The sequence below is a fragment of the Streptomyces sp. NPDC056347 genome, assembly GCF_042262625.1.
Taxonomy (GTDB): domain Bacteria; phylum Actinomycetota; class Actinomycetes; order Streptomycetales; family Streptomycetaceae; genus Streptomyces.
Window position 1 is genome coordinate 52,544 of the sequence record NZ_JBHJQP010000010.1, and the last position, 20,645, is coordinate 73,188.

15 protein-coding genes, 1 tRNA gene and 1 pseudogene are annotated in these 20,645 nt (G+C 69.0%); 9 read left to right on the forward strand and 8 right to left on the reverse strand.

What is annotated here, in order from left to right; all coding sequences use genetic code 11:
• The first annotated feature begins 516 nt into the window (after positions 1–516).
• From ACFCV8_RS04630 to ACFCV8_RS04650, 5 genes are all read left to right on the forward strand, one after another.
• Entirely contained in the window at positions 517–1,737 is a 1,221-nt protein-coding gene (locus ACFCV8_RS04630; protein WP_376683790.1) for a branched-chain amino acid ABC transporter substrate-binding protein, read from the forward strand.
• Positions 1,738–1,839: 102 nt separating this feature from the next.
• Positions 1,840–2,769, forward strand: coding sequence for a branched-chain amino acid ABC transporter permease (locus ACFCV8_RS04635; RefSeq protein ID WP_376683770.1), 930 nt, complete (start codon positions 1,840–1,842; stop codon positions 2,767–2,769).
• 5 nt (positions 2,770–2,774) lie between these two features.
• Positions 2,775–4,562, forward strand: a complete 1,788-nt coding sequence (locus ACFCV8_RS04640) for a branched-chain amino acid ABC transporter permease (RefSeq protein ID WP_376683771.1) — start codon at positions 2,775–2,777, stop codon at positions 4,560–4,562.
• A 5-nt stretch (positions 4,563–4,567) separates the two neighbouring features.
• Positions 4,568–5,473, forward strand: a complete 906-nt coding sequence (locus tag ACFCV8_RS04645) for an ABC transporter ATP-binding protein (protein ID WP_376683791.1) — start codon at positions 4,568–4,570, stop codon at positions 5,471–5,473.
• Positions 5,470–6,186 carry an ABC transporter ATP-binding protein gene (locus ACFCV8_RS04650; protein WP_376683772.1) on the forward strand — a complete coding sequence of 239 codons (717 nt, stop codon included), beginning with the start codon at positions 5,470–5,472 and terminating at the stop codon, positions 6,184–6,186. Before ACFCV8_RS04645 ends, ACFCV8_RS04650 begins: the two co-directional genes overlap by 4 nt.
• A 60-nt stretch (positions 6,187–6,246) precedes the next feature.
• Here the strand turns inward: ACFCV8_RS04650 and ACFCV8_RS04655 are convergent, their stop codons facing one another.
• Positions 6,247–6,894, reverse strand: coding sequence for an ANTAR domain-containing response regulator (locus ACFCV8_RS04655; RefSeq protein WP_376683773.1), 648 nt, complete (start codon positions 6,892–6,894; stop codon positions 6,247–6,249).
• A 100-nt stretch (positions 6,895–6,994) separates the two neighbouring features.
• On the opposite strand from ACFCV8_RS04655, the gene ACFCV8_RS04660 reads away from it, so the two are divergent.
• Together ACFCV8_RS04660 and ACFCV8_RS04665 are read left to right on the forward strand one after the other, a co-directional pair.
• Positions 6,995–7,077, forward strand: a tRNA-Leu gene (locus ACFCV8_RS04660).
• An 82-nt stretch (positions 7,078–7,159) separates the two neighbouring features.
• Entirely contained in the window at positions 7,160–7,945 is a 786-nt protein-coding gene (locus ACFCV8_RS04665; RefSeq protein WP_376683774.1) for a helix-turn-helix domain-containing protein, read from the forward strand.
• A gap of 8 nt (positions 7,946–7,953) precedes the next feature.
• On the opposite strand, the gene pyk is transcribed toward ACFCV8_RS04665, so the two are convergent.
• Complete coding sequence (gene pyk / locus ACFCV8_RS04670; RefSeq protein ID WP_376683775.1) at positions 7,954–9,387, reverse strand: pyruvate kinase; 1,434 nt, start codon at positions 9,385–9,387, stop codon at positions 7,954–7,956.
• Between the two features lie 134 nt (positions 9,388–9,521).
• The gene (locus ACFCV8_RS04675) at positions 9,522–10,217 is read right to left on the reverse strand and encodes an SIMPL domain-containing protein (RefSeq protein WP_376683776.1); all 696 of its coding nucleotides are present in this window, start codon (positions 10,215–10,217) and stop codon (positions 9,522–9,524) included.
• A gap of 197 nt (positions 10,218–10,414) precedes the next feature.
• Here ACFCV8_RS04675 and ACFCV8_RS04680 point away from each other — a divergent pair, with 197 nt between their 5' ends.
• Complete coding sequence (locus tag ACFCV8_RS04680) at positions 10,415–12,226, forward strand: bifunctional metallophosphatase/5'-nucleotidase (protein WP_376683777.1); 1,812 nt, start codon at positions 10,415–10,417, stop codon at positions 12,224–12,226.
• Positions 12,227–12,293: 67 nt separating this feature from the next.
• Here ACFCV8_RS04680 and ACFCV8_RS04685 read toward each other — a convergent pair whose 3' ends face one another.
• Both ACFCV8_RS04685 and ACFCV8_RS04690 read right to left on the reverse strand, forming a co-directional pair.
• Positions 12,294–13,712, reverse strand: a complete 1,419-nt coding sequence (locus tag ACFCV8_RS04685) for a lysine N(6)-hydroxylase/L-ornithine N(5)-oxygenase family protein (RefSeq protein ID WP_376683778.1) — start codon at positions 13,710–13,712, stop codon at positions 12,294–12,296.
• Positions 13,709–15,112 carry a pyridoxal phosphate-dependent decarboxylase family protein gene (locus ACFCV8_RS04690; RefSeq protein ID WP_376683779.1) on the reverse strand — a complete coding sequence of 468 codons (1,404 nt, stop codon included), beginning with the start codon at positions 15,110–15,112 and terminating at the stop codon, positions 13,709–13,711. The genes ACFCV8_RS04685 and ACFCV8_RS04690 overlap by 4 nt, the downstream gene beginning before the upstream one ends.
• 196 nt (positions 15,113–15,308) lie before the next feature.
• On the opposite strand from ACFCV8_RS04690, the pseudogene ACFCV8_RS04695 reads away from it, so the two are divergent.
• Positions 15,309–16,189, forward strand: a pseudogene (locus ACFCV8_RS04695) (IS5 family transposase).
• A 53-nt stretch (positions 16,190–16,242) separates the two neighbouring features.
• Here the strand turns inward: ACFCV8_RS04695 and ACFCV8_RS04700 are convergent.
• The 3 genes from ACFCV8_RS04700 to ACFCV8_RS04710 all read right to left on the reverse strand — a co-directional run bounded on the left by ACFCV8_RS04700 (position 16,243) and on the right by ACFCV8_RS04710 (position 20,645).
• Positions 16,243–16,479 (reverse strand): hypothetical protein, encoded by a 237-nt coding sequence (locus ACFCV8_RS04700; protein ID WP_376683780.1) that lies wholly within the window; start codon positions 16,477–16,479, stop codon positions 16,243–16,245.
• Between the two features lie 749 nt (positions 16,480–17,228).
• Positions 17,229–19,733, reverse strand: coding sequence for an aminopeptidase N (pepN, locus tag ACFCV8_RS04705; protein WP_376683781.1), 2,505 nt, complete (start codon positions 19,731–19,733; stop codon positions 17,229–17,231).
• Between the two features lie 588 nt (positions 19,734–20,321).
• Entirely contained in the window at positions 20,322–20,645 is a 324-nt protein-coding gene (locus ACFCV8_RS04710; protein ID WP_376683782.1) for a chorismate mutase, read from the reverse strand.

A 20,645-nucleotide genomic window follows, 5' to 3' on the forward strand; every position in this document is an offset into this window, starting at 1 on the left:
CTTGACCAACAGCCCCGTTGTATGGCCAACTCGGCACCGCACATGCCACACCCCGTCGACCACCACACCCCGAATGTGACGCTGCGTAGTCACCGCCCGGACCGCTCCCGGACCGCGCACACCCCCTCGCACCCGGCCCCGCAGCCGCCGGGCACCTCGTCACGCCCGCGCACCCCGCACCCCGCACCACCTCGCGCGACAGCAGCATGATCGGCTCAAGCCCCTTAGCAGAGCTGCGTGTTCTCAGAATGCGGTCACTTCGCCGTCCAGTAAAAAGACGTACATGTCCGCACAGCCACCTCAAGCCTTGCTCAACGGCATAACAAGACAGTCACATCCTGCGGCGGACCCACCCCCCACGCCCACCCCTGCGCCTAGAGTCACGGCCAGTCACCGCGCCGCCGGGCGCGTCTGCAAGCACGGCCCTGTACCACCCAGTACGGCCCGGCGAACATCACGGCACCTCACGCAGAGGAGGCCGCGCCAGGGAAAGGACCTTTCGTGCGACACCGTTCGTTGTTCATACTCACCGCAGTGCTCACCACCGGAGCACTGACACTCACCGCCTGCGGGTCGCGCGACGACAGCAAGAACGGCGGCAGCGGCAGCGGCGACACCCAGACCGTCGTCATCGGCCTCGACGCACCCATCACGGGCGACCTCTCCGCCCTCGGCCTCGGCATCAAGAACTCCGCCGACCTCGCCGTCAACACGGCCAACAAGAACAACACCGTCCCGGGCATCAAGTTCGAACTCAAGCCCCTCGACGACCAGGCACAGCCCTCCGTCGGCCAGCAGAACGCCCAGAAGTTCATCGACGACGACAGCGTCGTCGGCGTGGTCGGCCCCCTGAACTCCGGCGTCTCGCAGTCGATGCAGAAGCCGCTCAACGACGCCAGCCTCACCCAGGTCTCCCCCGCCAACACGGGCACCGAACTGACCCAGGGCGAAAACTGGAAGACCGGCGACAAGAAGCGCCCCTTCAAGACCTACTTCCGCACCGCCACCACGGACCAGATCCAGGGCGCCTTCGCCGCGAAGTACCTCTTCAACGACGCGAAGGTCAAGCAGGTCTACCTCATCGACGACCAGAAGCCCTACGGCGCCGGTCTCGCCGCGTCCTTCAAGAACACCTTCACCACCCTCGGCGGAAAAATCGTCGGCACCGACCACGTCAACCCCGACGACCGCGACTTCAACGCCGTCGTCACCAAGGTCAAGAAGTCCGGCGCCAAGGCCGTCTACTACGGCGGCGAATACCCCGCCGGCGCCCCCCTGAGCCAGCAGCTCAAGGACAGCGTCCAGATCCCGCTCATGGGCGGCGACGGCATGTACAGCGCCGACTTCATCAAGCTGAACAAGAAGGCCCAGGGCGACATCGCCACCTCCGTCGGCAAGCCCGTCGAGGAACTCGACTCGGCCAAGAAGTTCATCGCCGACTACAAGACCGCCGGATACAAGGACGCCTACGAGGCCTACGGCGGCGGCACCTACGACGCCACCTGGTCGATCATCGAAGCCGTCAAGATCGCCGTCGCCGACAACGGCGGCAAGCTCCCCAGCGGCGACGACACCCGCGCCAAGGTCCTCGCCGCCATGGCCAAGGTCAAGTTCGACGGCGTCACCGGCCCCGTCTCCTTCGACGAGTTCGGCGACACCACCAACACCATGATGACCGCCTACCAGGTCGACGGCGGCAAGTGGACCTCCAAGCTCAGCGAGGCCTACAAGCCGTAACCCGCTCCCGGGCCCACGCCTGACACCCACACCAGACCGCGCGGGAGCGCCACCAGCCTCCCGCGCGGTGCCATATCCGAACCACTCCACGGAGGCCCTGCGGTGCACGAACTGCCGCAACAGCTGGCCAATGGACTCATCCTCGGCGCGATGTACGGACTCATCGCGATCGGCTACACGATGGTCTACGGAATCATCCAGCTCATCAACTTCGCCCACGGCGAGATCTTCATGATCGGAGGCTTCGGAGCTCTCACCGTGTACCTCTGGATGCCGGCCGGTGTCTCCCTCCTCGCAATCATCCCCCTCATGATCATCGGCGGCGTCATATGCTCCGTCGCCGTCAGCACCGCCGCCGAGCGCTTCGCCTACCGGCCCCTGCGCAACGCACCCCGACTGGCCCCGCTGATCACCGCGATCGGACTCTCCCTCGCACTCCAGCAGGCCATCTGGAAGTGGTACCCCGACGCCAAGAAGGACCACCCCTTCCCCCAGTTCAAGGGCGACGCCCTCGACATCTTCGGCACCCACATCCAGCGCGGCGACCTCTTCGTCCTCATCACCGCCCCCGTCTGCATGCTCGCCCTCGGACTCTTCGTCTCCAAGACCCGCACCGGCCGCGGCATGCAGGCAACCAGCCAGGACCCCGACACCGCCAAGCTCATGGGCATCAACACCGACCGCATCATCGTCATGGCCTTCGCCATCGGTGCCGCGTTCGCCGCCGTCGCCGCCGTCGCCTACGGGCTCAAGAACGGCCAGGTCGGCTTCAAAATGGGCTTCATCATGGGCCTCAAAGCCTTCACCGCAGCCGTCCTCGGCGGAATCGGCAACATCTACGGCGCCATGCTCGGCGGCGTCGTCCTCGGCATCGCCGAATCCCTCGCCACCGGCTACATGAGCGACGTACCCGGCATGGAACTCTTCGGCGGCGGAGGCTGGAAGGACGTATGGGCCTTCGTCCTCCTCATCATCGTCCTGCTGCTGCGCCCCCAGGGACTGCTCGGCGAACGCGTCGCGGATCGGGCGTGATACGGATGACCACCAACCACACCACCGCACCCGCCCCCTTCCTGCCGATCCCCGCCTCCGCGGCCCGCATCGGCACCGTGGCCGGCGCCACCGCCGCACTCGCAGGCACCTTCCTCGCCTGGACCTGGACCAGCGAATTCCCCGGCGACCTCACCGTCACCGGCTACCCCGGCGGCCTCCAGGTCCTCACCCTCATCGGCGCCGCGCTCACCCTGCTCCTCGCCCTCTCCGGATACGGCATCCGCGGCCTGCGCTGGCTCACCCCCGGCGGCACCAACAGCCCCGTACGCCTCCTCGCACTCGGCACCCTCGGCACCACCGGGTACGCCCTCGGCGCCATCTCCTACGAACTCGGCGGCGCCGTCAACCTCGAACCCGGCGCCTGGGTCAGCGGCATCGGCGCACTCATCGCCACCGTCGCCGCACTCGGCCTCCCCGGCGACCAACCCCTCGCCGACACCGGAGCAGGCGCCTGGCAACGCTTCCGCAACAGCCTCGGCGCCCCCCAGGCCCCCCGCCCCAAGGCCCTCCCCGACTGGGCCGAGATCCTCGTCATCGTCGCCGCGTTCGGCATCGGCCTCTACGTCTTCGCCTACGGCATCGACACCGACTACACCGAACTCTTCATCGGCTTCCTCATCACCGTCGGCTTCGCCTTCACCGCACTCCACCGAGCCGGACTCGTCTCCCGCCTCACCGCACTGACCGCGAAGCACCGCAACATCACCCTCGCCGCCGCCCTCGTCGCAGCCGTCTGCTTCCCCTTCACCCAGCAGAAAGAGGAATACGCGCTCATCGGCGCCAACATCCTCATCTTCGGCACCGTCGCACTCGGCCTCAACGTCGTCGTAGGCCTCGCCGGCCTCCTCGACCTCGGATACGTCGCCTTCCTCGGCGTCGGCGCCTACGCCGCCGCCCTGGTCTCCGGCTCCACCATGTCGGCCATCGGCGTCGAGTTCCCCTTCTGGGCCGCCGTCCTCACCGGCGCCGGAGCCTCGCTCGTCTTCGGCGTACTCATCGGCGCACCCACCCTGCGACTGCGCGGCGACTACCTCGCCATCGTGACACTCGGCTTCGGAGAGATCTTCCGCCTCACCGTCAACAACCTCAACGGCAACAGCGGACCCGACCTCACCAACGGCTCCCAGGGCATCCCCAGCATCCCCGACCTCAACTTCTTCGGCTTCGACTTCGGCCTCAAGCACAACATCCTCGGCTTCGACCTCGGCAGGTCCGCCAACTACTACCTGCTGATGCTCGTCTTCACCGCCGTCGTCGTGCTCGTCTTCCGCCGCTCCGGAGAATCCCGCATCGGCCGCGCCTGGGTCGCCATCCGCGAGGACGAGACCGCGGCCACCGCCATGGGCATCAACGCCTTCCGGCTCAAGCTGCTCGCCTTCGCCCTCGGCGCCACCCTCGCCGGACTCGCCGGAACCGTCCAGGCCCACGTCAACTACACCGTGACGCCCGAGCAGTACCAGTTCGCCGGCTCCGTGCCCCCGAACTCCGCATTCCTGCTCGCCGCCGTCATCCTCGGCGGCATGGGCACCCTCAGCGGACCCCTCGTCGGCGCCGCACTCCTCTACCTCATCCCGGCCAAGCTCCAGTTCATGCAGGACTACCAGCTCTTCCTCTTCGGCATCGCACTCATCCTCCTGATGCGGCTGCGCCCCGAAGGACTGGTCGCCGACCGCCGCAAGCAGCTCGAGTTCCACGAGAACGACCAACCCGACGTACCCGAACCACGGCAGTCCGAAGAGACCGGCGCCGGCATCGCCAAGGCGGGGGCGTGACCACCATGACCACCACCACGAAGACTGCCACCCCCGTCCTCGAAGCCAGCGGCGTCACCATGCGCTTCGGCGGCCTCACCGCCGTACGCGGCGTCGACTTCACCGTCAACGCGGGCGAGATCGTCGGCCTCATCGGCCCCAACGGCGCAGGCAAGACCACCTTCTTCAACTGCCTCACCGGCCTCTACGTCCCCACCGAGGGCAAGGTCAGCTACAAGGGCACCGTCCTGCCGCCCAAGCCCCACCTGGTCACCCAGGCAGGCATCGCCCGCACCTTCCAGAACATCCGGCTCTTCGCCAACATGACCGTCCTGGAAAACGTCCTCGTCGGACGCCACACCAGGACCAAGGAAGGCCTCTGGTCCGCCCTGCTCCGCCTCCCCGGCTTCACCCGGGCCGAGCAGGCCAGCCGCGAACGCGCCATGGAACTCCTGGAGTTCATCGGTCTCCAGGACAAGGCCGACCACCTCGCGCGCAACCTCCCCTACGGAGACCAGCGCAAACTGGAGATCGCCCGCGCCCTCGCGAGCGACCCCGGACTCCTCCTGCTCGACGAACCCACCGCCGGGATGAACCCGCAGGAGACCCGCGTCACCGAAGAGCTCATCTTCGCCATCCGCGACAAGGGCATCGCCGTACTCGTCATCGAGCACGACATGCGGTTCATCTTCAACCTCTGCGACCGCGTCGCCGTGCTCGTCCAGGGCGAGAAGCTCGTCGAGGGCACCGCCGACGTCGTCCAGAGCGACGAACGCGTCGTCGCCGCCTACCTCGGCACCCCCTTCGAAGGCGCCCCCGGCGCCGAGGAAGCCGCCGAGGTCGAGGCCGCCGAGGCCCACGCGGACGCCGCCACCACGAAAACCGACACCACCAGCACCAGCACCAGCACCGAGGAGGAGGACACCCGATGACCGCACTGCTAGAGGTCGAGGACCTCCGCGTCGCCTACGGCAAGATCGAAGCCGTCAAGGGCATCTCCTTCACCGTCGAAGCCGGCCAGGTCGTCACCCTCATCGGCACCAACGGCGCCGGAAAGACCACCACCCTGCGCACCCTGTCCGGCCTCCTCAAGCCGGCCGGCGGCCGCGTCATCTTCGACGGCAAACCGCTCAACGACGTCCCCGCCCACAAGGTCGTCTCGCTGGGCCTGGCGCACTCCCCCGAGGGCCGCCACATCTTCCCCCGGCTCACCATCACCGAGAACCTCCAGCTCGGCGCCTACCTCCGCAACGACAAGGCGGGCATCGAGAAGGACATCCAGCGCGCCTACGACCTCTTCCCCATCCTCGGGGAACGCCGGAAGCAGGCCGCCGGAACCCTCTCGGGCGGCGAACAGCAGATGCTCGCCATGGGCAGGGCCCTCATGTGCCAGCCCAAACTCCTGATGCTCGACGAACCCTCCATGGGCCTCTCCCCGATCATGATGCAGAAGATCATGGAGACCATCGTCGAACTCAAGGCCCAGGGCACCACCATCCTGCTCGTCGAGCAGAACGCCCAGGCCGCACTCTCCCTCGCCGACCAGGGCCACGTCATGGAGGTCGGCAAGATCGTCCTCTCCGGCACCGGCGCGGACCTCCTCCACGACGAGTCCGTCCGCAAGGCCTACCTCGGCGAGGACTGACACCCGAGAAGGCCCGCGCCCCGGACATCCGGGACGCGGGCCTTCCTCGTACCCGCTCGCCTACTCGGCGGCCTTCTTCTTCTCCTCGGCATCCGCGATCAACGCCTCCGCCAACTGCTGCATCGACAGCCGCCGGTCCATCGACGTCTTCTGGATCCACCGGAACGCGGCCGGCTCCGAGAGCCCGTAATCCGTCTGCAGAATGCTCTTCGCCCGGTCCACCAGCTTCCGCGTCTCCAACCGCTGCGCCAGATCCGCGACCTCGCTCTCCAGCGCCTTCAGCTCCGCGAACCGCGACACCGCCATCTCGATGGCCGGCACCACGTCGCTCTTGCTGAACGGCTTCACCAGATACGCCATCGCCCCGGCGTCCCGGGCCCGCTCGACGAGATCACGCTGCGAGAACGCGGTCAGCATCAGGACCGGCGCGATGGACTCCTCGGCGATCTTCTCCGCCGCGGAGATCCCGTCCAGGACCGGCATCTTCACATCGAGGATGACCAGATCCGGCCGGTGCTCCCGAGCCAGCTCCACGGCCCGCTGCCCGTCCCCGGCCTCGCCGACGACCGCGTAGCCCTCTTCCTCCAGCATCTCTTTGAGGTCGAGACGGATGAGCGCCTCGTCCTCGGCGATGACGACGCGGGTCGTCAGCGGCGGAACGTGCGACTTGTCGTCGTCGGCGGGCTGGGGCGACTCGGGCGTGGTCACGGGGCTCCTCATTACGGGCCGGACAGATGCTGCTGCTCCCGAAGCCTACCTAGCTGCGGGAAGCTGCGGAGAACCGGTAGACTCCGACCGGGTTGGCCCAGCCGGGTTGGCGGAATGGCAGACGCTGATGTCTCAAACACATCTGTCCGAAAGGACGTGCGGGTTCGACTCCCGCACCCGGCACACCTCAAAGCGGATGCTCACGTTCTCGTGAACATCCGCTTTCCGTTGCACCCGGTAGCGCGCAGTCACTCATAGTGTCCACATGAACTTTCACGGCCCGGAGTTACGACAGAGAGCGCTCACGCTCCTTCGTGGCGGCGCAAAGAACACGGACGTGGCGCGGAGACTGAACGTCCCCGTAGGCACGATCAGCTACTGGAAACACATGGACCGCGCCAAACGCGGTGAGTGCCCAGGAGCCCATCGTTCGTTCTGCCCCCGATGCGACGGGGAGCTGGATCAGGCGGCGTACACCTATCTCCTGGGCCTCTACCTCGGCGACGGACACATAGTCCAGAACCAGGCGATGCGCGTACCCAGCCTGTCCATCGCCTGTACTGATTCCTGGCCCGGCCTGATGGAACTGTGCGAGAACGCCATGCGCGCCGTCTTTCCCAAGAACTCCGTGTGCAGAGTCCGGAGGAAAGGGTGCCATGAAGTGAAGATGTACTCGAAGCATCTTCGGTGCCTCTTCCCCCAGCATGGACCGGGCAAGAAGCACCAGCGTCGGATCGCCCTCGATCCCTGGCAGCAGGAAATCGTGGATGCGCACCCCTGGGAGTTCATCCGTGGCCTTATCCACTCCGACGGATGCCGCATCACCAACTGGACCACGCGTCTTGTCGGCGGGGAGCGGAAACGTTACGAATATCCACGCTACTTCTTCGCCAACAAGTCCGACGATATCCGCAATCTTCTCTCCGGCACTCTCGACAAAGTCGGTGTCGAATGGACGACCCTCGCCCGCGGCAGCGACCCGTTCAACATCTCCGTCGCCCGACGGGCGTCCGTCGCGCTGATGGACGCCCACGTCGGGCCGAAGTACTGACGACCGGCCTACTTCGGGCTGTCGTCCTCGCCGATGTGGTGCACCCGGACCAGGTTCGTCGAGCCCGGGACGCCCGGCGGGGAGCCGGCCGTGATGACCACGACGTCACCCTTCTCGCAGCGGCCGATCCTCAGGAGCTCCTCGTCGACCTGGGCGACCATGGCGTCCGTCGAGTCCACCTCCGGGCCGAGGAAGGTCTCCACGCCCCAGGTCAGGTTCAGCTGGGCGCGGGTGGCCGGGTCCGGGGTGAAGGCCAGGAGCGGGATGGGCGAGCGGTAGCGGGAGAGACGACGGACCGTGTCGCCGCTCTGGGTGAAGGCGACCAGGAACTTCGCGCCGAGGAAGTCGCCCATCTCGGCCGCCGCGCGGGCCACCGCGCCGCCCTGGGTGCGGGGCTTGTTGCGGTCGGTCAGCGGCGGGAGTCCCTTGGCGAGGATGTCCTCCTCGGCGGCCTCCACGATGCGGGACATCGTGCGGACCGTCTCGACCGGGTGCTTGCCGACACTGGTCTCGCCGGAGAGCATCACCGCGTCCGTGCCGTCGATGACCGCGTTGGCGACGTCGGAGGCCTCGGCGCGGGTGGGGCGCGAGTTGTCGATCATCGAGTCGAGCATCTGGGTGGCGACGATGACCGGCTTGGCGTTGCGCTTGGCGAGCTTGACCGCGCGCTTCTGGACGATCGGCACCTGTTCCAGGGGCATTTCGACGCCGAGGTCGCCGCGGGCGACCATGATGCCGTCGAAGGCGGCGACGATGCCGTCGATGTTCTCGACGGCCTGGGGCTTCTCCACCTTGGCGATGACGGGGAGCCGGCGGCCCTCCTCGTCCATGATGCGGTGGACGTCCTCGATGTCGCGTCCGCTGCGCACGAAGGAGAGGGCGATGACGTCGGCGCCGGTGCGCAGGGCCCAGCGGAGGTCCTCGATGTCCTTCTCGGAGAGCGCGGGGACGGAGACGGCGACGCCCGGGAGGTTGAGGCCCTTGTGGTCGGAGACCATGCCGCCCTCGACGACGGTGGTACGGACCCGGGGGCCGTCGACCTCGGTGACCTCGAGGGTGACCCGGCCGTCGTCGACGAGGATGCGCTCGCCCGGCGTGACGTCGGCGGCGAGCCCGTCGTAGGTGGTGCCGCAGATGTGGCGGTCGCCCTCGACGGGTTCGACGGTGATGGTGAAGGTGTCGCCGCGTTCGAGGAGCACGGGGCCCTCGCGGAAGCAGCCGAGGCGGATCTTCGGTCCCTGGAGGTCGGCGAGGACGCCGACGCTGCGCCCGAGCTCGCCGGAGGCCTTGCGTACGCGGTGGTACCGCTCCTCGTGTTCCGCGTAGGTGCCGTGGCTGAGGTTGAGGCGGGCGATGTCCATTCCCGCTTCGATCAACGCCTTGATCCGGTCGTACGTGTCGACGGCGGGGCCCAGGGTGCAAACAATTTTCGCTCGGCGCATGCTTCGACCCTAGCCCTTACCTACGGGTAGTTGATTGGCGTCCTGTGACTGCTCAACGACCATTGGATGAAGGGTTATTGACAAGTGCTGAATTGTGCGCCGGGGTGCTCGGATGAGCATTTTCCATCGGCTGGTCAGAGTTTTGGCGGTGACATGATGAATCTGGCATTGACCTGGGCGCAGACGGTCTGGCGCTGGGGTTCGAGATCGAGGGCGGCGGGCTCGGCCGCGGCTCCCTGGTAGGCGGCGCGGCCGCGCGGGGCGCCGGGAGCGACCGGGGTGGGCGGGGCGGCGTTCTCCGCGCCGAGGTCGGCGAGTTCGACGAGTGCGGTGAGTTGGGCTCCGAGGGCTCCGGCGTACTCCCGGGCGCGTTGGACGGCGGCGTGGACGGCGAGGCGGCGGGCTTCGGCGTGTGCTGGTGAATCGGGGCGCAGGCCCCACCAGGGGCCGTTGACCCGGGTCATTTCGAGGTCGGCGATTCGGGTGGTGAATTCGCCGAGGGCGGTGAAATCGTTGAGGACGGCGGTGATGTGTACGCGGCCGTGGTAGGCGCGGATTTTTTCGTTCCGTCCCGGCTGGGCGAGTTCGGGTGTGAGGGAGAATGCGCCGGTTTCGAGTTTTTCCACGGCTGGTCCGTAGCCGCGGGCGAGTTCGAGCACCTGGTGATTGCGGCGGGTGAGGTCGTCGAGGGCGTGGCGGCGGTCCTTGCCGCGGGCGGTGACGGTGATGGCGAGGCGGGCGGTCTCGGGGTCGACTTCGAGGCGGGCGTCGCCCCGGACGGCGACGCGGGGGTGTTCGGGGGTGCCGTGGGGTGGCGGTGCGTGGGTCATGGTTCCACTGTGGCATCCGGGTCCGACAGCGGCTGGTCATCAGATCGAAACCCGTGGGGGGTGTTGCCGGGTGCGGCTCCTGCGACATTATCTACGCGCGTTGTGCGCGGTCGGCCGAGTGGTGTGCCGGGCCACGCGGGGCGCGAACGGAACGCGTGGGAACTGAAGCGCGTGAGAGCTGAGATGTGGGAGAAGAAATGCCGCTGAACCGTAGGACGTTCCTGGGCGCATCGGCGGCCGCCGGTGCGGGTGTGGCGGTCGCGGGGGCTTCCGCGGTGCCCGCCGCGGCCGACGGCCCCGGCAAGGGCCACGGTCACGGGCGTCCGCAGAAGCGGTACTCGTTCACCGTGATGGGCACGACGGACCTGCACGGGAACGTCTTCAACTGGGACTACTTCACGGACAAGGAGTTCGACGACAAGGACCGCAACGACGTCGGCCTGGCGAAGATCTCGACGCTGGTGGAGCAGATCCGCCAGGAGAAGGGCCGTCGGAACACGCTGATGATCGACGCGGGTGACACGATCCAGGGCACCCAGCTCTCGTACTACTACGCCAAGATCGACCCGATCACGGCGAAGCGTGGTCCGGTGCATCCGATGGCGCAGGCGATGAACGCGATCGGGTACGACGCGGCGGCGCTCGGCAACCATGAGTTCAACTACGGCATTCCGGTGCTGCGGAAGTTCGAGGAGCAGTGCGACTTCCCGCTGCTGGGCGCGAACGCGCTGGACGCGAAGTCGCTGCGGCCGGCGTTCGCCCCGTATGTCATCAAGGAGCTGCGCACGCCGCAGGGCCGGGACGTGAAGGTCGGGATCCTGGGGTTGACCAACCCGGGTATCGCGATCTGGGACAAGGCGAACGTCGGCGGGAAGATGGTGTTCCCGGGGCTGGAGGAGCAGGCGGCGAAGTTCGTGCCGCGGATGCGTTCGATGGGTGCGGACGTGGTGATCGTCTCGGCGCACTCGGGTACGAGTGGTACCTCGTCGTACGGGGACCAGGTGCCGTACGTGGAGAACGCGGCGGCGCTGGTGGCCGAGCAGGTGCCGGGGATCGACGCGATCCTGGTCGGTCACGCGCATCTGGAGATCCCCGAGTACTTCGTGGAGAACAAGGAGACCGGGAAGAAGGTCGTGCTGTCGGAGCCGCTGAAGTGGGGGCAGCGGCTGACTCTGTTCGACTTCGACCTGGTGTGGGAGAAGGGCCGCTGGGTGGTGGAGCGGGCCGGTTCGCGGGTGCTGAACTCCAACACCGTGGCGGAGGACCCGAAGATCACCCGGCTGCTGGCGGACGAGCACAAGAAGGTGGTGGCCTACGTCAATCAGGTCATCGGTACGTCGACGGCGGCGATGACCACGGCGGAGGCGGCCTGGAAGGACGAGCCGATCATCGATCTGATCAATGTCGTCCAGGCGGAGACGGTGAAGGCGGCGCTGGCGGGCGGGGAGTACGCGGCGCTGCCGGTGCTTTCGCAGGCTTCGTGTTTCTCGCGTACGGCGCGGATCCCTGCCGGGAACGTGACGATCAAGGACGCGGCGGGGCTGTATCCCTTCGAGAACACGCTTGAGGCGCGGCTGCTGACGGGCGCCCAGCTGCGGGACTATCTGGAGTTCTCGGCGCGGTACTACGTGCAGACGGCGGCGGGTGTGCCGGTGGACACGGCGAAGCTGACGAACGCGGGCAACACCCCGGACTACAACTACGACGCGGTGTCGGGTCTGACGTACGAGATCGACATCGCGAAGCCGAACGGTTCGCGGATCGTGAATCTGGCGTTCGAGGGCAAGCCGGTGGATCCGGCGGCGCGGTTCGTGCTGGCGGTGAACAACTACCGGGCCAGCGGTGGGGGCAACTTCCCGCATGTGGCGGGTGCCAAGCGGCTGTGGGCGAACTCCGAGGAGATCCGGAACACGATCATCGCCTGGGTGCAGGCGAAGGGGTCGGTGGACAGTGCGCAGTTCGCTTCGGTGGACTGGCGTCTGACCCGTGAGGGTACGCCGGTCTTCTGACCGGTGCTGTCGGCGGGCGGCCGTCTTCTCCTTCGGGAGGGGGCGGCCGCCTTCTGTGTGGTGGGGGTCAGTTGTTGTGGGCGAGGGGGATGAGGTCGGGGCTGTGGGTGGGGATGCCGGGGCCTTGGGGGGTGAGGCCGAAGGTGGTGAAGGCGGTGCGTTCGGGGAGGGGGTAGGGGTTGGTGCCGGTGAGGTCGTTGAGGATGGTGGCGCTGCGCCAGGCGGCGAGTCCCAGGTCGGGGGCGCCTACGCCGTGGGTGTGGCGTTCGGCGTTCTGTACGTAGATGTTTCCGGTGACGGTGGGGTCGAGGACGAGGCGGAACCGGTCGTCGATGCGGGGGCGTCCGGAGGTGTCGCGGTGCAGGTAGGGGTCGAGGGAGCCGAGGATGCGGTCGAGGGAGCGTTCGCGGTAGCCGGTGGCGAGGACGACGGCGTCGGTGGTGATCCGGGTGCGGCTGTTCTGCTGGGTGTGTTCGAGGTGGAGTTCGATGCGGGTGTGGGTGGTGCGTCCGGCGGCGCGTACGCGGACGCCGGGGGTGAGGGTGGTGTCGGGCCAGCCGCCGTGGAGGGTGCGGCGGTAGAGCTCGTCGTGGATGGCGGCGATGGTGTCGGCGTCGATGCCTTTGTGGAGCTGCCACTGGTGGGGGACGAGTTCGTCGCGGACGGTTTCGGGCAGGGCGTGGAAGTAGCGGCTGTAGTCGGGGGTGAAGTGTTCGAGGCCGAGTTTCGAGTACTCCATGGGGGCGAAGGCCTGGGTGCGGGCGAGCCAGTGGAGGTTCTCGCGGCCGGCGGGGCGGGCGCGCAGGAGGTCGAGGAAGATTTCGGCGCCGGACTGGCCGGAGCCGATGACGGTGATGTGGTGGGCGTCGAGGAGTTCTTGCCGGTGGTGGAGGTAGTCGGCGGAGTGGATGACGGGGATGTCGTCGGCTTCGACGAGGGGTTCGAGGGGTTCGGGGACGTGGGGTTCGGTGCCGACGCCGAGGGCGATGTGGCGGGCGTGGGTGCGGCCGAGTGCCTGGGCTTCGCCGTCGTGGTCGAGTTGGGTGAAGTCGATCTCGAAGAGGGCGCGTCGGTGGTTCCAGCGGACGGCGTCGATCTGGTGGCTGAAGTGGAGTCCGGGGAGTTGTCCGGTGACCCAGCGGCAGTAGGCGTCGTACTCGGCGCGTTGGATGTGGAAGCGTTCGGCGAAGTAGAAGGGGAAGAGGCGGTCGCGGCTGCGGAGGTAGTTGAGGAAGGTCCAGGGGCTGGTGGGGTCGGCGAGGGTGACGAGGTCGGCGAGGAAGGGGACTTGGAGGCTGGCTCCGTCGATGAGGAGGCCGGGGTGCCAGTGGAAGGCGGGGCGTTGTTCGTAGAAGGCGGTGTCGAGGGGGTGTGGGTGGCCGGGGATGCCTTGGGCGAGGGCGGCGAGGGAGAGGTTGAAGGGGCCGATGCCGATGCCGATGAGGTCGTGTGGCTGGTCGGTGTCGGGGGTGGGCTGGTCGGTCATCGGGGGGTGTTGCCTTCCGGGGTCTCGTGGGTGGGTCGGCGCACCAGGTCGAGGAGGGTGCGCAGGTGGTGGGGGGTGGTGTGGGGGTTGAGGAGGGTGGCTTTGAGCCAGAGGCGGTTGTCGGCGTGGGCGCGGCCGAGGACGGCGCGGCCCTGGGTGAGGAGGGTGCGGCGGATGGTGGCGACGGTTTCGTCGTCGGCGTCGGTGGGGCGGAAGAGGACGGTGCTGATGGTGGGGCGGTCGTAGAGGTCGAGGCCGGGGGTCTCGGCGATGAGGTCGGCGAGGTGGTGGGCGGTGGCGAGGGTGCGGTCGACGAGGTCGGCGAGTCCGGTGCGGCCGAGTGCTTGGAGGGTTACGGCGATCTTGAGGGCGTCGGGTCGGCGGGTGGTGCGCAGGGAGCGGCCGAGGAGGTCGGGGAGGCCGGCTTCGGTGTCGTCGTGGGCGTTGAGGTAGGGGGCCTGGTGGTGGAGGGGGGTGAGGTGGTGGCGGTGGGGGACGGCGAGGATTCCTGCTGGGGCGGGTTGCCAGCCGAGTTTGTGCAGGTCGAGGGTGACGCTGTGGGCGCGGTCGAGGCCGTGGACCTTGCCGCGGTGGGTGGGGCTGAAGAGGAGGGGTCCGCCGTAGGCGGCGTCGATGTGGAGTTCGGCGCCGTGGGTGGCGCAGAGGTCGGCGATGTCGGCGAGGGGGTCGATGCGGCCGGTGTCGGTGGTGCCGGCGGTGGCGGTGACGAGGAGGGGTGGGTGGAGTGCGGTGAGGGCTTCGTCGAGTGCGGCGAGGTCCATGACGCCGTCGGGGGCGGGGATGACGGCGGGGGCGGGGAGGCCGAGGAGCCAGGCGGCGCGGGTGATGCTGTGGTGGGCGTTGGCGGCGCAGATGGTCTGTACGGGGCCGTTGCGTTCGCGGGAGAGGAGGAGGGCGAGCTGGTTGGCCTCGGTGCCGCCGGTGGTGATGAGGGCGTCGGGGTCGGTGTGGTGGGGGTATACCTCGGCGGCGAGGGCGGCGGTGGTGTCGGCTTCGAGGGCGGAGGCGGCGGGGGCCTGGTCCCAGGAGTCCATGGAGGGGTTGAGGGCGCTGGCGGCGAGGTCGGCGGCGGCGGCGAGGGCGAGGGGCGGGGTGTGGAGGTGTGCGGTGCAGAGGGGGTCGGCGGGGTCGGCGGCGCCCTCGGTGAGGGTGGTGACGAGGGTGCGCAGGGCTTGGTGGGGGCCGGTTCCCTGCTGGGGGATGAGGGGGTGGGTGGCTGCGTGTGTCCGGGTGGTGACGGTGTCGGGGCCGCCGGTGGGGAGGGGGCCGTCGCGTCGGCGGGCTCCGTCGTGGAGGGCGGCGAGGACGGTGTCGAGGAGGGGGCGCAGCGCGGCGGGTCCGGTGGTGGTTCCGGCGAGGGGCGGGGGCTGCGTGGGCATGGCTGTGGGGGTCCTTCGGGTGCGTGGGGGCATGGGACGACGTGTCAGCTTGCCCGGGTTTCGCCGGGGCCCGGGCACGGAGTCGAAAGTTCTGAACCCGAAAGGGGGATGGTGGTCGAGGTGGGGTGTGCTGGGGCGGGTTTGGTGCTAGGGCGTGTGTCGAAAGTGGATCTTGGGCTGTGGATGATCACGGTTCATGGGTCGGGGAGATCTCACGGACGAGCAGTGGGCGGTGCTGGAGCCGTTGTTGCCGAAGGGCACGAAGGCGGGCCGGCCGCCCGTTTGGCCTCGGCGGCGGTTGATCGACGGCATACGGTTTCGGGTCCGGACAGGTGTTCCGTGGCGGGACGTGCCCGTCGAGTACGGGCCGTGGGGCCGGGTCTACGACTTGTTCCGCCGGTGGCAGCGGAACGGCACCTGGTACCAAGTCCTGACCCGGCTGTAGTCCCTGGCCGACGCGAAGGGGGCGATCACGTGGGACCTGAGCGTCGACTCCACGGTCTGTCGTGCTCATCAGCATGCGGCCGGGGCCCGCAAGCAGGGTGACCTGCAGAAGGAACCGCCAGGCGGTGTGTTCACCGAGCCCCGTGATCACGGACTGGGTCGCTCACGCGGCGGGTTCACCACCAAGCTGCACCTGGCCGTTGAGCAGGGCCAGAAACTCATGGCGATCGTGATCACGGCCGGGCAGCGCGGCGACTCGCCGCAATTCGAACCGGTGCTGGAGAAGGTCCGCGTGCCCCGCATCGGTCCGGGCCGGCCACGCCACGCGTCCGCCCCGATCGGGTGCGGGCGGACAAGGCGTACGCCTCCCGCAGGAACCGCGCCTACCTGCGCCGACGCGGGATCCGCTGCACCATCCCGGACAAGGCCGACCAGGCGCGCAACCGCCAAAGGCTCGGCGCCCGCGGTGGCCGGCCGCCGCGCTTCGACCCGGTCGACTACCGCGAACGCCATGCGGTCGAGTGCGGGATCAACCGCCTCAAAAGGCACCGGGCGGTCGCGACCCGATTCGACAAACTCGCTGTCCGCTTCGAAGCCACCATCCTTGTCGCCGCGATCGGAGAATGGCTGTGATGGACGGAGCTGCCGATACTGCCTGCTCGCGTCGGCCATACCCTCGCCGACGATCACAGCCAGCTGGCCCAGCTGAAAGTCAAGAGGTAAGCGCGCTTGACTGCGGCCCACCCGCGGCGACCGCCACCGGCAACCGCGATAAGGGCGACGGCGAACCAGAACGCAACCGCTCCGCCAACGATCAGAGCCCATACGGTGCCACCAATGGCAGCGAACAAGACCACGATGAAGACCGTTATGACGAGCCCGGCATGGGCACCGCCGATGCTCACACGGAGCATCTCGCGCATGACGCGGCGGTCCTCTGCGAGAACCTTCTCATAAGCGTTCAGCTCTCGCCCTGGACCGTCCTGCCTCCCCATACCCCGCTCCACGAGCCCCCCTCAACACCCTGGCCAAGCCGAGTCTGGCAATCCCATGGACGCTCCAGCCCGCCACAACGTTGCCTCTCAGCGACTTACGGCACACGGCCTAGCCCCGATCTCACCCCAGCGTCGAACCTTTGCAGCCTGCTCCCGCGCCGCTGTTGCCTCTGCTCTGGCCCTGACCCGGTCCTCCTCGAAGACCAACACACAGGCCAACGCGTCCAAGGCCTCAGCAATCCTCTCCCGCCAGTCAGCAAACTCGACGGAGTCCACATCGGACGGCTGCTGCGACTTCACAGAGCGGAGATGGCGCAGGGCGTGCTTGAGCACGGGGTCAACCACGATGCTTCTTCCGATCGGTACGCGGTCGACCCCATCGTGCACCACTTTCAAAACACGGCCTAGTGGCTGTCCGGTGTTCCCCGGTGGGTTGGTGCGCGGTGTGGGATGCGGTGCGTCGCGGGGCGGAGGGATGTCAGGTACGGGGCGTACCGGGGCGTTCGGGCGATGCGGCGGGGTGCTGTGGGTGTCGTCGTGTGCTCGTCGGGGGTTACGGGGCGGTTGTCGTTGTGTGCCCGTGAGCGGGGTGGTTGCGGACATGGCTGTGCCCGGCGCTTTCCCGTGGGGCGCCGGGCACAGGTGGTGCGGGGTGGGTCGGTGGGCTTCGCCTGCGGTCAGTGGGCTTCGCGTACGGTCAGGGCGCGGCGCAGGTCGTCGATGCGGTCGGTGAGCTTGCGGCGCAGGGCGGGGGTGAGGTCCCCGTTGTTCAGGGTCTGTTCGCCGAGGTGGAGGTGGTCGGTGTCGACGACGGGGATGGGGAAGGCGTGGGTTCCGGCGGCTTCGGCGATGGCGTTGCCGCGGCGGGTGGCGAGTGCGGTGGCGTCGGGGTAGAAGCGGGCGACGTAGGGGCGTACGAGGTCGGCCTGTTCGGGCTGCCAGAAGCCCTGGGCGGTGGCGCTGAACAGGTAGTTGGAGAGGGTGTCGTCGTGGAACAGGGCTTGCCAGGCGGCTTCCTTGGCCTCGGGGGTGGGGAGGGCGGCGCGGCAGCGGGCGGCGCCTTCCTGTCCGGTGGCGCTGGGGTCCTGTTCGAGTGCGGCGGCGATGGTGGCCTCGTCGGTGGCGCCGAGGACGGCGAGGCGGGTGAGGATGCGCCAGCGCAGTTCGGGGTCGAGTTCGGGGCCGCCGGGGACGGTGCCGTTGGTGAGCCAGTCCTGGATGGTGTCGGGCTGGGTGGCGGCGTCGATGAGGTGGCGTACGGCGACGAGGCGGAGGCCGGGGTTGTGGCCGTCCTCGGTGCGGCGGATGAGGTCGCGGCAGAGGGCGGTGAGGGTGGCGTGGCCGGCGGGGCGCTGTTCGGGGGTGAGGTACTGGCGGATGATGTGGAGGCCCGCGAAGGCGAGGACGCCCTGGGCGAGGGCGAGGTCGGTCTCGTGCGGGAGGTGGGTGCGGGCGGCTTCGAGGTAGGCGGTGGGGGCGAGTTCCCCGTCGCGGACCATGTCGCGGGCGGCGTTCCAGACGACGGCGCGGGTGAGGGCGTCGGGGATGCCGGAGAGGTCGGTGAGGGCGGTTTCCCAGGAGCGGGGGTCGAGGCGGATCTTGGCGTAGCCGAGGTCGCCGTCGTTGAGGACGAGGAGGGCGGGGCGGTGGCCCGGGCGGGTTTCGGGGGTGCCGTTGTGCGGGACGTCGATCTCGAACCGTTCGCGCAGGGTGAGTGCGTCGGCGCCGGTGTGCGGGTCGGGGGCCCGGTCGTAGGCGCCGACGGCGATGCGGTGGGGGCGGCTGCCCTCGCGGTCGACGGTGAGGGTCCAGGTGCCGTCGGCCTCCTGCACGCGGGAGGTGAGGGTGTCGGCCCCGGTGGTGCGCAGCCAGGCCTCGGCCCAGGCGTGGACGTCGCGGTCGGTGGCGGAGGCCAGGTTGTCGACGAAGTCGGCGAGGGTGGCGTTGGCGAATTTGTGGCGGGCGAAGTGGGCGTTGATGCCGGCCAGGAAGTCCTTCTCGCCGAGCCAGGCGACGAGTTGGCGCAGGGCGGAGGCGCCCTTGGCGTAGGAGATGCCGTCGAAGTTGAGCAGCGCGGACGCGGTGTCGGGGACGGCGTCCGGGTCGGGGGCGACGGGGTGGGTGGAGGGGCGCTGGTCGGCGTCGTATCCCCAGCCCTTGCGGACGACGCCGAAGTCGACCCAGGTGTCGGTGAACCGGGTGGCCTCGGCGAGGGTCTGGTAGCCCATGTACTCGGCGAAGGACTCGTTGAGCCAGATGTCGTCCCACCAGGCGAGGGTGACCAGGTCGCCGAACCACATGTGGGCCATCTCGTGGGCGATGACCATGCCGCGGGTCTGGCGCTCGGTGTCGGTGACGGCGGAGCGGTAGATGAATTCGTCGCGGAAGGTGACGAGGCCGGGGTTCTCCATGGCGCCCGCGTTGAACTCGGGGACGAAGGCCTGGTCGTAGGAGTCGAAGGGGTAGGGCTCGTCGAACTTCTCGTGGAAGCGGTCGAAGCAGGCCCGGGTGATGTCGAGGATCTCGTCGGCGTCGGTGTCGAGGTGGGGGGCGAGCGAGCGGCGGCAGTGGATGCCGAAGGGCAGTCCGGCGTGCTCGGTGGTGACGGAGTGCCAGGGGCCCGCGGCGACGGCGACGAGGTAGGTGGAGATCAGTGGTGTGGCGGCCAGCTCCCAGCGGCCCTGGCCCCGGTGTTCGGCGATGCCGTTGCCGAGGACGGTCCAGCTTTCGGGGGCGGTGACGGTGAGCGCGAAGACGGACTTGAGGTCGGGCTGGTCGAAGGCGGCGAAGACGCGCTGGACGTCCTCCATGAAGAGCTGGGTGTAGACGTAGGTCTCGCCGTCGGCCGGGTCGGTGAAGCGGTGCATGCCCTCGCCGGTGCGGGAGTAGCGCATGGCGGCGTCGACGCGCAGTTCGTGGGCGCCGGGGGTGAGGCCGGTGAGCGGGAAGCGGTTCTCGACGAGGTCGGCGGGGTCGAGGGGGTGTCCGTCGAGGGTGATCGAGCGCAGGGTGGCCGGCTTGAGCTCGACGAAGGTGTCCCCGGCCTCGGCCGCGGTGAACCGGATGACGGTCCGGGAGTCGAAGGTCTCCTCCCCCACGGTCAGGTCGAGGTCGATCGTGTAGTGGTGCACGTCGAGGAACTGGGCTCGGGTCTGCGCTTCGTCGCGCGTCAGTACGGACATGTGTCCATGCTGCCGTACGCGATGGGCCGCCCGCAGTCGGGTTCTCGCACGGCTGAGCGTGGTGCCCGGCCGGTTGGATTTTTCCGCAACCGGCCGGGCGGCGGGAGGCGTCCGGCACGGTGTCGGGCGGGCCGGTCGGGGTGCGGTGGTGGGCAGTGGCCGGAGTGATGACTGGGGTACGCGGTGCTTCCGGTGCTGGGCTGCGCGGTGCTGCCGGCCGCGGGCGCGCTGCTGTCGGCGCGGGGTGCGCGCCGCGAGAGCGTGGGGTGGGTGCTGCCCGCCCTGGTGGGGGTGGGGCCGCTGGTCCTGCCGGGCCGGGCGGGCGGCGGGGCGCCCGGGCCGGTGGGCCGGGGCGGCCATGTGAACGAGTCGGCCGCCACCGGGGTCGTCGTGCCGGCCACGGGGTTCGGGCCGCTGGTGACCGCGGGGGTGGTGCGGTCGGTGCGGCGCGCGGGCGGCGCCGGGCGGATGGTCCCGGGGCGCGGTGCCCGTGTCCCCGCGCGACTGACCGGTGCCGGTCGGCCGGCCCGGCCTGGTGGTCGGTGGTCTGTGATCGTTGGCCGGTGGCCGGTGATCGGCGACCGGTGGTCAGCGGTCGGTGTCGGCGGATTCCTCCGCGATCCGTTCGTGGTGGCGGATGACCTCCGCCACGATGAAGTTCAGCAGCTTCTCGGCGAAGGCCGGGTCGAGGTGCGCGCTCTCCGCGAGCTGCCTCAGCCGGGCGATCTGCCGGCCCTCGCGGGCCGGGTCGGCGGGGGGCAGGTGGTGGGCGGCCTTGAGGTGGCCGACCTGCTGGGTGCATTTGAAACGCTCGGCGAGCATGTGGACCACAGCGGCGTCAATGTTGTCGATGCTCTCGCGCAGCCGGTTCAGTTCCGCGCTCACGGACGCGTCGATGTCACTCGTCGTCAT

Excerpts from the sequence above, each read along its gene's own strand:
- ACFCV8_RS04640 (WP_376683771.1), top strand. The coding sequence starts at position 2,775 with ATGACCACCAACCACACCACCGCACCCGCCCCCTTCCTGCCGATCCCC.
- ACFCV8_RS04645 (WP_376683791.1), top strand. The coding sequence starts at position 4,568 with ATGACCACCACCACGAAGACTGCCACCCCCGTCCTCGAAGCCAGCGGC.
- ACFCV8_RS04650 (WP_376683772.1), top strand. The coding sequence starts at position 5,470 with ATGACCGCACTGCTAGAGGTCGAGGACCTCCGCGTCGCCTACGGCAAG.
- ACFCV8_RS04665 (WP_376683774.1), top strand. The coding sequence starts at position 7,160 with ATGAACTTTCACGGCCCGGAGTTACGACAGAGAGCGCTCACGCTCCTT.
- pyk (WP_376683775.1), bottom strand. The coding sequence starts at position 9,387 with ATGCGCCGAGCGAAAATTGTTTGCACCCTGGGCCCCGCCGTCGACACG.
- ACFCV8_RS04675 (WP_376683776.1), bottom strand. The coding sequence starts at position 10,217 with ATGACCCACGCACCGCCACCCCACGGCACCCCCGAACACCCCCGCGTC.
- ACFCV8_RS04680 (WP_376683777.1), top strand. The coding sequence starts at position 10,415 with ATGCCGCTGAACCGTAGGACGTTCCTGGGCGCATCGGCGGCCGCCGGT.
- ACFCV8_RS04685 (WP_376683778.1), bottom strand. The coding sequence starts at position 13,712 with ATGACCGACCAGCCCACCCCCGACACCGACCAGCCACACGACCTCATC.
- ACFCV8_RS04690 (WP_376683779.1), bottom strand. The coding sequence starts at position 15,112 with ATGCCCACGCAGCCCCCGCCCCTCGCCGGAACCACCACCGGACCCGCC.
- ACFCV8_RS04700 (WP_376683780.1), bottom strand. The coding sequence starts at position 16,479 with ATGCGCGAGATGCTCCGTGTGAGCATCGGCGGTGCCCATGCCGGGCTC.
- pepN (WP_376683781.1), bottom strand. The coding sequence starts at position 19,733 with ATGTCCGTACTGACGCGCGACGAAGCGCAGACCCGAGCCCAGTTCCTC.
- ACFCV8_RS04710 (WP_376683782.1), bottom strand. The coding sequence starts at position 20,645 with ATGACGACGAGTGACATCGACGCGTCCGTGAGCGCGGAACTGAACCGG.